At 42.9% G+C, this 11346-nt stretch carries 15 protein-coding genes, 1 pseudogene and 1 riboswitch; of the genes and pseudogenes, 8 read left to right on the top strand and 8 right to left on the bottom strand.

The window, feature by feature from the left end; genetic code table 11:
• Both dtd and Q0Z62_RS09675 read left to right on the top strand, forming a co-directional pair.
• On the top strand, window positions 1–315 hold a 315-nt coding region (gene dtd / locus Q0Z62_RS09680), incomplete at its 5' end, for a D-aminoacyl-tRNA deacylase (RefSeq protein ID WP_298053932.1).
• Between the two features lie 97 nt (window positions 316–412).
• On the top strand, window positions 413–850 hold the full coding sequence (locus Q0Z62_RS09675) for a DUF2501 domain-containing protein (protein WP_269899932.1): 438 nt from the start codon (window positions 413–415) through the stop codon (window positions 848–850).
• A 78-nt stretch (window positions 851–928) separates the two neighbouring features.
• Here the strand turns inward: Q0Z62_RS09675 and Q0Z62_RS09670 are convergent, their stop codons facing one another.
• The 5 genes and pseudogenes from Q0Z62_RS09670 to Q0Z62_RS10750 form a co-directional block, all read right to left on the bottom strand.
• A complete protein-coding gene (locus tag Q0Z62_RS09670) occupies window positions 929–2326 on the bottom strand; it encodes a M48 family metalloprotease (RefSeq protein ID WP_298053928.1) in 1398 nt (465 codons plus the stop codon).
• Complete coding sequence (locus tag Q0Z62_RS09665) at window positions 2323–2706, bottom strand: hypothetical protein (protein ID WP_298053926.1); 384 nt, start codon at window positions 2704–2706, stop codon at window positions 2323–2325. Before Q0Z62_RS09665 ends, Q0Z62_RS09670 begins: the two co-directional genes overlap by 4 nt.
• Complete coding sequence (locus Q0Z62_RS09660; protein ID WP_298053921.1) at window positions 2706–4232, bottom strand: CHASE2 domain-containing protein; 1527 nt, start codon at window positions 4230–4232, stop codon at window positions 2706–2708. The genes Q0Z62_RS09665 and Q0Z62_RS09660 overlap by 1 nt, the downstream gene beginning before the upstream one ends.
• A gap of 110 nt (window positions 4233–4342) precedes the next feature.
• Window positions 4343–4606 (bottom strand): hypothetical protein, encoded by a 264-nt coding sequence (locus Q0Z62_RS09655; RefSeq protein WP_298053917.1) that lies wholly within the window; start codon window positions 4604–4606, stop codon window positions 4343–4345.
• A 54-nt stretch (window positions 4607–4660) separates the two neighbouring features.
• Window positions 4661–4873, bottom strand: a pseudogene (locus tag Q0Z62_RS10750) (FAD-binding oxidoreductase); the annotation flags it as partial.
• A gap of 140 nt (window positions 4874–5013) precedes the next feature.
• Window positions 5014–5108: riboswitch (SAM-I-IV-variant riboswitch) on the top strand.
• Window positions 5109–5200: 92 nt separating this feature from the next.
• On the opposite strand from Q0Z62_RS10750, the gene Q0Z62_RS09650 reads away from it, so the two are divergent.
• The gene (locus Q0Z62_RS09650; protein WP_298053912.1) at window positions 5201–5458 is read left to right on the top strand and encodes a hypothetical protein; all 258 of its coding nucleotides are present in this window, start codon (window positions 5201–5203) and stop codon (window positions 5456–5458) included.
• A 52-nt stretch (window positions 5459–5510) separates the two neighbouring features.
• Here the strand turns inward: Q0Z62_RS09650 and Q0Z62_RS09645 are convergent, their stop codons facing one another.
• Window positions 5511–6836 carry a sodium:alanine symporter family protein gene (locus tag Q0Z62_RS09645; RefSeq protein WP_298053937.1) on the bottom strand — a complete coding sequence of 442 codons (1326 nt, stop codon included), beginning with the start codon at window positions 6834–6836 and terminating at the stop codon, window positions 5511–5513.
• Between the two features lie 157 nt (window positions 6837–6993).
• Window positions 6994–7194: a DUF2892 domain-containing protein gene (locus Q0Z62_RS09640; RefSeq protein ID WP_298053906.1), complete on the bottom strand. Its 201-nt coding sequence runs from the start codon at window positions 7192–7194 to the stop codon at window positions 6994–6996.
• Between the two features lie 139 nt (window positions 7195–7333).
• Here Q0Z62_RS09640 and Q0Z62_RS09635 point away from each other — a divergent pair, with 139 nt between their 5' ends.
• The 3 genes from Q0Z62_RS09635 to Q0Z62_RS09625 are packed head-to-tail and all read left to right on the top strand — an operon-like array spanning window position 7334 to window position 9451.
• Window positions 7334–8686: an FAD/NAD(P)-binding oxidoreductase gene (locus Q0Z62_RS09635; RefSeq protein WP_298053902.1), complete on the top strand. Its 1353-nt coding sequence runs from the start codon at window positions 7334–7336 to the stop codon at window positions 8684–8686.
• 11 nt (window positions 8687–8697) lie between these two features.
• Complete coding sequence (locus Q0Z62_RS09630) at window positions 8698–9057, top strand: DUF5368 domain-containing protein (protein WP_298053897.1); 360 nt, start codon at window positions 8698–8700, stop codon at window positions 9055–9057.
• Window positions 9058–9076: 19 nt separating this feature from the next.
• Window positions 9077–9451: a DsrE family protein gene (locus Q0Z62_RS09625; protein ID WP_269899941.1), complete on the top strand. Its 375-nt coding sequence runs from the start codon at window positions 9077–9079 to the stop codon at window positions 9449–9451.
• A gap of 68 nt (window positions 9452–9519) precedes the next feature.
• On the opposite strand, the gene Q0Z62_RS09620 is transcribed toward Q0Z62_RS09625, so the two are convergent.
• Window positions 9520–10425, bottom strand: coding sequence for a LysR family transcriptional regulator (locus Q0Z62_RS09620; protein ID WP_269899942.1), 906 nt, complete (start codon window positions 10423–10425; stop codon window positions 9520–9522).
• A gap of 120 nt (window positions 10426–10545) precedes the next feature.
• Between Q0Z62_RS09620 and Q0Z62_RS09615 the strand changes: the two genes are divergently transcribed.
• Entirely contained in the window at window positions 10546–10896 is a 351-nt protein-coding gene (locus tag Q0Z62_RS09615) for an SMR family transporter (RefSeq protein WP_298053892.1), read from the top strand.
• On the top strand, window positions 10893–11213 hold the full coding sequence (locus Q0Z62_RS09610) for an SMR family transporter (RefSeq protein ID WP_269899944.1): 321 nt from the start codon (window positions 10893–10895) through the stop codon (window positions 11211–11213). The genes Q0Z62_RS09615 and Q0Z62_RS09610 overlap by 4 nt, the downstream gene beginning before the upstream one ends.
• The last annotated feature ends 133 nt before the right edge of the window (window positions 11214–11346 follow it).

Raw genomic sequence — 11346 nt, 5'->3', positions numbered from 1 at the left:
CTTGCTCTAAGCTCAGGTTCATTTTGTTTTCGCATATTTAGTGATGAAGAAAACAAAATGAACCTGAGCTTAGAGCAAGTTAACGGGGGTTTACTCTTAGTTAGTCAGTTTACGCTTGCCGCAGATACGCGTCGTGGTAATCGCCCAGGCTTTAGTCAAGCAGCCCCGCCAGCACAAGCCAAAGCGCTCTTTGACCTGATGGTTCAACGTGCAAAAAGCACATATCCTAAAGTACAAACGGGAGAGTTTGGCGCAGATATGCAAGTCCATTTAATCAACGATGGCCCAGTGACTATCCCCATGCAATTCGACTGATTGACTCTTTTATTAAACTCTACTAACGCTAATTAGCATTTACTTGCAGCCTTGCCATCTATACTTAAATCACCACGGATTTAATTAAAGGAATACCATGTTGAAAACAAAAGCACGCTCTATTGTGATCAGTACCGCGTTATGTTTGGGTTTAGGCGGTGGCTTAGCCCAGGCTCAGCTATTGGATAATGTAAAAAATGCATTAGGCTCAGGCCCAACCCCGGCTGCATCCACAGCTATCCCCGGGATGCCAGCCTTAAGCTCCGTAGGCATAGAAAACATCAGCGGAGTGCTTCAATACTGCATTAAAAACAACTATGTCGATAACAATGTGGCTGGCATCAAAGATAAGCTGCTTGGCCAGTTAGGAGGCGAGGAACAAGCCAAAGCAAATCCTAGTTATCAAGAAGGACTAAATGGTATTTTAGGCGGCAAGAGTGGACAAAAAATGGAGTTATCAGGTGGTGGTTTAAAACAACAGTTAACCACTCAAGTCTGCGATCAAGTCCTAAAATATGGTGAGTCATTGATTTAAAAAGGCTTATCCAAGAAAATGGATAAGCCTTTACCATAAGCGAAAGGGCTACGTTTTATAAGAAACAGCAGCTATTATTTACTTAATTGAACGATAAAGTGGAGCCCAATTTCCTCTTAGACCTACCTGAGTTTTTGCCGCATCCTCTGCATATTTACATCTTATGGTAATGGCTGGATCTTTAATCTGATTTAACGAGCACCCTGATTGTGATAGCAACATGGGGCCTAAGCTCAGGTTATGTCGTCTGCCTAAATAGTACTCTACTGGCAATAACTCATCTGTTGGGCCTAAGTCTTGGTGCACTCTTTCAATGCCTTTTTCAATAGCTGCTTTATCCCCCTGTTGATCTAAATGGGCATAGAGAATCTTTGCCGCTGACAGAGTTAGCTGATCACTTTGTATCACCAGTTGCTTATAGTGCTGCTTTTTCTTAGCATCTCCCAAAAGGTCATACACTACAAACAAGCGACTATTTATTGCGGCATCAAACTGCAAACCAGCTGGACGAGACTTACGCTCAAACTTACGCAAGGCATCTCGAAGCTGCTTAATATTCGGATTAACCAACTCATTCATAGCAAATAAGTACTGAATAACATCGAATCGATGCCGTAGAGGCCCTGCTGGAGCATAGATTTCATTAATATCCATGTCATTTTTCTCAGCCTCATCTAAAGTTAGACTCACCCTATCATCCGCACTTAAATACGTCATAGGTAGGCCACCTATCAAATTTTTACCACATGCTATAAAGTTAACATAAGTCATATCACCTTTTTTCTGATAGCACTGTGGCTCATCTTCAGGGTTCGTTTTATTTGCTGCCGATAAGTATTGGCTATACTGCCCTATTTTTTGTAGGGCCATACGCAAACCCTCTTGAGAAAAGCCTGCTTTGCTTAGTACATTCACAGCAAAAGAATCTGCTTTTATCTCATGCTCTGCATTCCACTTCCCATAAATCAACTGATGTGCGCTTTTATCTAATGTGCCATCAAAGTCAGTTAATAAATACCCATAACCTGTCAGATTGCCCGCCATACGCCCTAAGGTAATAGACACCCCTTGCGCTAAGGTTTTTGCGCTGTCTCTGTTATATACATGACTCATTTCATGTGCAATCAGAGCTGCCACCTCATCATCTGAGCTAGCTTGAGCTAAGACTCCTGTGCTTAGTACTATAGTGCTATGAGAAACAGTGTAAGCTTCGTAACCACTAAATGAGTCCACAACCACCACACAATTACAGGGTTTACCATGAGCTTGCTCTAGCTTTTCTCTCAACCCATTAACATAAAGCGCAACCTCTTCATCTTGAACGACTGTGCGATTTATTTTTAATAAAGCTTGCACATCAGACTTGTAAATCTCAGCATCATACGCTGTCAGTGTCACTCGTTCTCCCGTGCCCGGTAGTACAGCACAGCCTGTAAAAGAAAGAGCTAATAAAACAATACTAATTAATCGTTTCATTTTGCGCATACCTCACCTACACCACGAACCGCTTTAGATGTTGACTCATTTGCTAATGTTGTAGGTAAATCGGAAGGCAATGTTTTACACGCATCCACTACATGCCTCTGATTTGTTTTAACAAAACTAGGTCTAATTAAATAGCTTTTTCCTTGATGACGAAAAATATACCCCTGCTCTTTTTTACTCAGCTGCGCTTTTAATGGTAGCTTTACCTCTCCTAGATCAAGCATTTTTATCATGTTTTTTGAGGACATATCTTGTACATATGCCCTCTCCATATTTGGAATTTCAATAATGGTGTGATTTTGAGCCCAAGCAACCCCGCTAAAAAACAAATTCAAAAAAACAATACAGACTATCTTTTTCATATAAATCATCACTTTCTCTCCTTAGATAATATGAGAATATGCTCCTTACGTATTTTTACGATATTTGGTAGCAAAGGTATTAGCGCAATCATTGATAGCCAGCCCTCTAATGCAGCATTTAAAAAATGATAGAAAAAAGCATAAAAAATTAAAATCACACTCAAATAAAATATGAACCAAACCGGCTGTCTTACCAACTTATAACGAAGAAAATGAATAACAACGAAATTTTCTTTACTTAAATAGTGCTCGCTACGCTGAATTAAAATCAAGATCCAACCACGCTCTAAACAAAATAATCGACTAGAGAGTATCCAAACACTCCATAACCAAAAGCCCCACATAGCCGCTACCATCAAGCGGATTTCTTTTTCATAAATATAAGAATTTTGCCTATCCATTAAATTAACTAATGCCATAGCATGATGTAATACTCCTGCAATCTTTCCATAATTTGGAGTACTGTGAAAATCATTTAAACTAGGGATATCAGAACCAAATAGCACCACATATGGCTCACCCTCCGCTAAATACGGGGGAGCTAGTGGTATATGGGTGGTATAAATATCCGCAGCATTCACAACATAAAAAGGCAGGCAATTCATATCTAATTGGGCTGGGTTTGATTGAATGCCTAATGCTCGCCAAAATGTACTGCCTATTGTTTTCAACAGCAGACTAAAAGTAGAAGATTGACAATCCAATACGAGAGGATCAGTATTTCTTTCCAACGCCAAATTTGCTGGGCTGCTTGTAGGATTAGACAGAGAAGCTGGTAAAACTTGTCTTTCCCACTGGATACTTAAGGCATTCTCACCTTGATTTGTTTCCAGAGGGACGCATACGCCTGATTTTTGGACACGACACCATGCGTCATATAACTGAGTAGCAGGGAGCCTAGTAAAATGAGGTTGATCTCCTCCTCGCCCATCAGGTAGTAAAAACTCTTTATAGAGAGGATATGAGCCCTCTGGACCCTCCCAGGCAGTCGGTACCCAGTTCGCTTCAGGTAGCTCTCGATATATATCCTGAGACAGGATCAAATCTTTTAGTCCCCCTGCCGCCATATATACAGGAGGTCCTTGATCTACTTTTATGGATCTAAATGCATCATTTAAGCCGTAAATATCTTGTATTTCGCCCCGAAGGTTTTCTAAAAAAACATCATAAAAAATGGCCTCAGGAGGGTAAGAAAAATGATGCCCCCCTCCTTGTGATAAGGCTTGTATTAACGTGGCGTGCTCATCATAAGAAATTGGCCAATCATTAGAGAAAACCCAATCAACATTAGCCTCATGTAACCTTTCTAGTGTTTTTTTATTAAATAAGACTACAGTTATGGGCTGTCTTTCAATAGGATATAAAATAGAGCGATAACGACTTATCTCCTTTGCCAATGCTTGATCCGCGGCAACTGAAATACCAAAAGGATTTCCCAACGTTAACCATAAGCCCAGAAAAAAATAAAAAAAAAGCACGCCAATTTGGTATTTTTTATAAAATCCAGCGCAATTTATAAATAAAAGACTAAACACTTAGATTAGTAAAAATATATAAAATTAATGATACATTTTTTACTTTTATTAACATATAACCTATTATGGTTATCACCTATTTCTATTTTCAATAAAATATGAATTATCCATCACCTCATAATAAAAGCCTCGCTATGGACTCGAAGGCGCTTCCCTAAGCGCTGTTCTAGTCCGGTCTGCAGATGATTCAATAGCCCAGAAGGCCCACAAAACCAAAGCTCACAGCACATCTCTGGATCAGAAGATAAGTGTATGTTCTCTAGGTGCAAGCGCTGATTTTGAGCACTGTCATACACAAACAATTGAATGTTCGGCAGGTGTTGAATACGCTGCTGCAGTTGAACCAAAGCATGACTGTGTTCTGCTTGATGCAAGCAATAATGTAGTTGCGCCTGCAATGGGCGAGGAGTAGCTACTAATGCATCTAACTACGCAAGAAATGGCGTAATTCCTATGCCACCCGCTACCCATAACTGTTGGCACTGCTCATCTACGCGTGACAGGTCAAAACAGCCATAAGGACCTTCGATTTGAAAAAACTGTCGAGGTTTTAACGTCTGTGCTAAGTGCCGGGTGTGATCTCCTAAGGCCTTAATATGAAAATCAATATAACCATCTGGATTGGGAGCACTTGCAATAGTGAAAGGGTGCCCTCCTTCTGTTTTATCAAAACATAAATAAAAACAATTCTTATTCGTATTTTTTCAATTTAGGCTTGGCTCTTGTGCTGCCCCCTTTTGGCTTAGGCTTGACCTATAGCCTTATTTACTTTTATTATTAGCTTATACATTACGAGTTGAGGCGATGCCTCATGCCAACCTGTAGCCCATACAAGGTGGACAAATAATGTGGCTTTATGCAATCAATGGGTCATCACACAGCCCGCTTATTGCGGGTTTTTTTTATGGGGTTTTTTATCCGACTTGCTCGCCCCCGGCATGGTGCCAAAGAGCTAAAAAGGACTTGCTATGACATACGAATTTATTGTGGATGGAGAAACATTTAACGGTAGAACCCATGTTGGGTCAGCACGGGTTCATGTTTACCAACCTGCCCAAAACCGAGTAATTGCCTGGTTTGATCCCATCCATTCCTCACTATTCAGTAAGCGCCCTAGTGGGGCATGGGCGTATATTCACGAGGACATTAGTTTAAGCTTTTTAGAAAAGCTGCAGCCCCATCTAGTTAATGTCTGCAGACAACGAATTATTAACCGCTATAATTAAAAAATCCCCGCTGTGGTGATCCTACAGCGGGGATTTTTACGACTACATCAGACTAATTAAAATTATTTTTATTAGCAAAATAAGTTTTTGTGAGCTTAAACACCACGGGACTAAGCAACAACAAAGCAATCAAGTTAGGTATGGCCATCAAGGCATTTAAGGTGTCAGCAACTAACCACAAGCTGCCTAAATCAATACCCGGCCATGTTCCCAAAGGGATCACTACAACCCAAATTAAGCGAAAAGGTAAATTCGATTTTTCACCAAATAAGAATTGCGCACACTTTTCACTGTAAAAACTCCACCCAATAATCGTAGTAAAAGCAAACAGTGCAACCCCAATACTGACAATATATTGCCCTGTTACGCCTAAGCCCTGAGAAAACGCATGGGCTGACAACGTCGCACCATTTTCACCACTTTGCCATGCACCCGTCACCATAATCACTAAAGCGGTAATCGTACACACTACAATGGTGTCTAAAAATGTGCCCAACATGGCTACGGTACCTTGGCGAATAGGGTTATCCGTTTGCGCAGTAGCATGCGCGATAGGAGCACTACCCAAACCAGCCTCGTTTGAAAAAATACCACGAGCTACCCCAAAACGAATCGCAGCCCACACCGTTGCTCCGGCAAAACCACCTGCCGCAGCAGTTGGGTTAAACGCATGATATAAAATTAAACTAATGGCCTCGGGGATACGATCAATGTGTAAGCCCAAAACAAGCAAGCCACCCCCCACATAAAAAACAGCCATCATTGGGACCAGTTTACCCGCCACTTCGCCAATGCGTTTAATGCCACCTAAAAGCACCAAGCCTACGAGTACAGCAATGGTAAAACCACTGACCAAAGGAGGCACATTAAAAGCAGAGCTCATCACATCAGCCACTGAATTCGCCTGAATGCTATTGCCAATACCAAAGCCTGCTAGCATACCAAATACGGCAAAAATCACCCCTAACCATTTCCAGTTTTTGCCCAAGCCATTGCGGATGTAATACATGGGGCCACCTACATAATGCCCTTTGGCATCAACCTCACGGAAATGCACCGCTAAAGTGGCCTCGCTGAATTTAGTCGCCATTCCAATTAACGCAATCAGCCACATCCAGAAAATAGCTCCTGGCCCACCATAGAAAATAGCGGTGGCTACCCCTGCGATATTCCCTGTTCCTATAGTTGCAGACAGTGCCGTCATCAACGCATTGAATGGGCTAATATCGCCTTTTTCTGTGCTACTACGGCCTTGCCACAACATCTTGAAGCCATAGAACAGTTTACGTTGAGGTATAAAGCGCAAACCTATGGTTAAAAATAACCCCGTCCCAGCTAAGAGCATTAGCATCCACGGCCCCCACGCTACCGCATTCATCTGCTCAATAAATCGTAGTATCTTTTCCACGGCAGAACTCCCTACGGGCTAGATTCACCCTGTTTTAATGACATAAGCCGCAATACTACCCCTTATAGAATCAGAAAAAAAGACCACATATAGGTGGTCTTGGTATAAACACTGATAAAAAAATGCCCTATTTAGCTTGGTTTTTTACTCGGCATGTATTTAATCCAATTAATGAGTATAACGGGCAGTAACCGACTAAACCGGCAACCAAAGGCACTACCCCAATCCAGCCCCATACCCCAATCGTGCCAGTCACAGTCAATACAATAAGAAGCGCCCCCACCACAATTCGTAAGATTTTATCTATGCCGCCGATGTTCTTTTTCATGCTAATCCCCTAATAAGTAAATGACTATCTAATTTTTTGATGCAATCATTATACATTATCATATAATATATATACATTATATATAAATTTACTAATTATTGTTACTTCTGTTATTTGCTACGCTCGAAAAGGAGCACCCATGACAACAAAAAAACGGCTCGACACGTCTACACCCGCCCTGCCTATTGATAGACGAACTTTTTTACAACTAGGAGCGGCTACCGCTGCCGGTACGGCTCTTACCTTGAAAAGCCCATCTGCTCAGGCCGCAGCCAAAACTAAAACCACCGCACGCATCGTCATTGCCGGTGCTGGTGCGGCAGGATTAGCCGCTGCTAACCACCTTGCTGCACAGCTTGATGGAGCCTCCATTAGCCTTATTGATGCACGTAAAGCACACTACTACCAACCCGGCTTCACCTTAGTAGCTGCAGGTATTAAAACAGCCCCTTATGTAGAAAGCACCACGGCTGAATACGTTCCTAAAGGGGTTAATCTCATCACTGAAAAAATTATTGAATTCGATCCAGATGCCAATCAAGTCGTGACGGAAAACGGCACTCGGATTGCCTATGATTATTTAATTTTGGCAACGGGGTTAGTCCTCGACTATGCCGCTATTGAAGGCATGGATGAAAGTCGAATCGGCACGAAGGGATTAGGCAGTATGTATCACAGCCCCGAAAAAGCCCATGCTACCTGGCAACTCCTTGATCGATTTGCCGACACGGGCGGTAACGGTGTTTTTTTACGCCCTAATACAGAAATGAAATGTGCTGGAGCCCCCTTAAAGTACACCTTTATTGTAGAGGACCACTTGGTGCGTAGAGGCAATAGAAACAAAGCCAATTTGATTTATAACTCGAATAACAATGCTCTTTTTAGTGTTCCCATAGTGCATGAAAAAGTTCGTATGTTATTTGAGGAACGGGACATAGCTATCAATTACAACCGTGTTTTATCCGCCATAGATATCGATCGACAAATTGCCACTTTTTCTACTCCAGACGGGACCACTGATTTAGATTACGACTTTATCAATGTTATTCCACCCATGCGTGCCGCTGAGGCGATTCGCAATAGCCCTTTGCCTTGGCAATCAGGCCCATGGGCTGCTGATGGCTGGGCAGAAGTAAACAAAAACAACTTACGCCATGTGCGATACCCGAATGTGTTTGCGGTGGGAGACAGTGCTGGCGTCCCAAAAGGAAAAACAGCAGCAAGCGTAAAATGGCAAGTGCCTGTAGCCGTTGATCACCTTATTGCTGATATCAAAGGCACAACATCAGAGGCTTTTTATGATGGTTACACCTCTTGCCCTATGATCACTCGATTAGGGCGAGCCATGTTAGTTGAATTTGACTATCACAATAATCTCACGCCCTCTTTCCCAGGTATCATCGCCCCCTTAGAAGAGCTCTGGATTAGTTGGGTGATGAAAACAATGGCACTCAAACCAACCTACATCAGCATGCTACGCGGTCGCGCTTAAGGAGATTCTCAATGCAATCACTCGATCCTCTTGTATTTATTGCCGTATTTCAAGAAATGCTAGGACCCATGTTATGGGCACTTATAGCCGTAATTATCGGCGGCACTACTGCTTTCATTGCCCTATTACTAAAGGAAAAACACATTATTTCACAGCGCCTAGTCCGCTCGCAGTTAGTCGGCGTGATAGGGGGTGTGTTAGCCTTAGTCCTAATGGCAAAAGTATCGTCCTCAGGCTTTACTGACGCTGCTGGACCCATAGACTGGTTAGTTATCGCCTGCGTCTTTGGTCTGGGTCTAATCGGCACGACTATTTTAAGCTACACCACCATCGGCTGGTTCGTGCAACGCAATGCATCTACATCCATTTAATTTTTTATAGAGAATGACTATGCAAATGACTGATTTCGTCGCCACACTATTTGATGGCCCTAAAGGGAACCTAAGTAAAATCACGATCGGTTTAACCATGGCGGTTAATGCTGCACGTAAAGGCCATAGCTGCACCCTTATTCTCATGGCAGATGCTGTTCTATTAGGCACACCCAATGCCACAGAGGGCATTGACATTGGCCCTGCCTTTAAACCGGCCTCTGAACTACTGAACGAGTACCTAGATCTGGGCGGTCATGTAGCCGTATGCGGCTCTTGCATGAAGCACAACCATTTAACAGAGTCAGACCTAGATCCACGCTATTTATTGATTACTGGTGGCGATGTGATTGACTTAACCATGAATGCCAAAGGCACATTGCAAATTGCCTAACCACTGATATAGAAAAAAAGACTAGGGGCTCTCTAGTCTTTTCTCATCATTGTCCCTACATCAACGCATTATTCAGAGCTAATCTCTAACATAGCAGCCGCAACCACCTCGTTGACCTCAGACAACAATCCTTTTTGTGGTCCAGAGGCGACCAACGCTTCACGGCTATACACCAAATACGGATAACCTGTCACCATTAAACCATGCCGTAATGTGGTTAACTCCCCTGCATCGCGCTGCTCTAGTTGCAATAAAGGTTCTGGCACGTAGCCCCAGCCTAAACCATCTCGGATAGCATCGCGAACTAACTCAAAACTACTTAGAGCAATGCGTTCACTACCTACGTGCTCCATATGAAAGCGTTCTTGATTGGAACTATCCATATATGTGATTTGGGCCAGTGTCCGCAAATCCGTATCCGTCACATGCTGCAAACGGCTCAAGGGGTGATTCTGTGCAATCATCATTCGCATGACCACACGGCCTAAGACTCGCCTATGTAGACCTTCTGCTGGATCATAGAGATTTTCTGATACCCCATAAGCAATATCTAATTGCTGCTGTCGCACCAAATCAGGTAGTTCATCGGAGGAGGCGAAACGCATACTCAAACTTAAATGAGGGTAGCGCTGCCGTAATTGCAAAATAATGTGTCGCCAAAAAGACTCAGATAATGCATCGTCTCGGCCTATTCTCAATTCTTGACGTTGTGTTTGATCCCCCATTAAGCAGCGTTGCTTAATGCTTAAATTCAAGCTTAAAAGTCGATGGCAATCATCCAAAATACTCTCACCTATCGCAGACAAAGCCAAGCTGTTCCCAGTGCGCTCAAACAGCCTGACTCCCAGCTCGTCCTCGAGGGTAGAAATGGCCATACTTACCGTGCTGCGTTGACGCCCTAAGGAGCTAGCAGCCTTTGCTATAGAGCCCAATCGAGCAGTAGCTACAAAGTACTCAATATGTTCAACTCGCATGACACTATTATGACCTCACCATCATTTTTCTTGACGCTCAGAGATTTTACCAAATTATCCATATCTTATAGCATAGATCTATGTTCATTATATGGAGCGTTCTTAAACCGGACGGTTTTTATGCATTGGGTCTTTTTGACGCTAGCAATTGTAGGTGAAGTCGCAGGGACTTCGTTAATGAAGGTTTTTATCAGTGAAGGTTATTTGATCGCTGGTACCGCCATTGCAATGATGGCAGTAGGATTATCCTATCTTTTCTTAAGCCGAGCCACCATTCGTATACCCGTTACTTTCGCTAACGCAGCCTGGGAAGGTATAGGTATGGTGTTGATCGCTTTTATTTCTTATCTGTGGCTACAAGAACAAATCTCCATGGTGCAAGCCGCTGGTATTGTTCTGTCCCTAGTCGGTATTGCTGTTATCCATCACGGCTATCAACAAGAAGAAACGGAAGCTCAGGAGGCAGTGTGAGCATTCACCTGGCACTGCTTTTAAGCTCTGTGGTGTTGGATATATTAGCCAACTTAGCACTCACTATATCCAACGGCTTTAAAAAGAAATTATGGGGACTGACGGCTATTGCCCTGATCATGTCCGCCTTTGCACTATTAGCCTTTGCGGTTCAAGGTATGCCTTTATTTTTGGCCTATACCGCATGGGGTGTCTTATCTATTGCAGGAACCGCCATTACGACTTGGTGGTTTCTAGATCAACCCATGAACCGTACCATTGTCATTGGCATTGCGATTTTAATCCTTGCCATTATGTTAATGCAGGTAGAAAGCTGACTGTGCAAAAAACACAATTGAAAAAGCCGCTTGAAATCATCAAGCGGCTTTTTTCGTTTATCAGATTACGTCGAAAACCTCTTCCTTCAGGTGGAGGATGTAAGACGTTGCCGCAAAACGCGGCAAGATATAT

It is taken from the genome of uncultured Paenalcaligenes sp., from assembly GCF_947630565.1.
GTDB classification, from domain to species: domain Bacteria; phylum Pseudomonadota; class Gammaproteobacteria; order Burkholderiales; family Burkholderiaceae_B; genus Paenalcaligenes; species Paenalcaligenes faecalis.
The sequence above is the reverse complement of the archived record's forward strand: the minus strand, read 5'-3'. Positions and strand labels throughout refer to the sequence as shown.

Bases quoted from the DNA above. Each gene is read 5' to 3' on its own strand.
- Q0Z62_RS09675 (WP_269899932.1), top strand. From the start codon at position 413: ATGTTGAAAACAAAAGCACGCTCTATTGTGATCAGTACCGCGTTATGT.
- Q0Z62_RS09670 (WP_298053928.1), bottom strand. From the start codon at position 2,326: ATGAAACGATTAATTAGTATTGTTTTATTAGCTCTTTCTTTTACAGGC.
- Q0Z62_RS09665 (WP_298053926.1), bottom strand. From the start codon at position 2,706: ATGATTTATATGAAAAAGATAGTCTGTATTGTTTTTTTGAATTTGTTT.
- Q0Z62_RS09650 (WP_298053912.1), top strand. From the start codon at position 5,201: ATGACATACGAATTTATTGTGGATGGAGAAACATTTAACGGTAGAACC.
- Q0Z62_RS09645 (WP_298053937.1), bottom strand. From the start codon at position 6,836: ATGAATGCGGTAGCGTGGGGGCCGTGGATGCTAATGCTCTTAGCTGGG.
- Q0Z62_RS09640 (WP_298053906.1), bottom strand. From the start codon at position 7,194: ATGAAAAAGAACATCGGCGGCATAGATAAAATCTTACGAATTGTGGTG.
- Q0Z62_RS09635 (WP_298053902.1), top strand. From the start codon at position 7,334: ATGACAACAAAAAAACGGCTCGACACGTCTACACCCGCCCTGCCTATT.
- Q0Z62_RS09630 (WP_298053897.1), top strand. From the start codon at position 8,698: ATGCAATCACTCGATCCTCTTGTATTTATTGCCGTATTTCAAGAAATG.
- Q0Z62_RS09625 (WP_269899941.1), top strand. From the start codon at position 9,077: ATGCAAATGACTGATTTCGTCGCCACACTATTTGATGGCCCTAAAGGG.
- Q0Z62_RS09620 (WP_269899942.1), bottom strand. From the start codon at position 10,425: ATGCGAGTTGAACATATTGAGTACTTTGTAGCTACTGCTCGATTGGGC.
- Q0Z62_RS09615 (WP_298053892.1), top strand. From the start codon at position 10,546: ATGCATTGGGTCTTTTTGACGCTAGCAATTGTAGGTGAAGTCGCAGGG.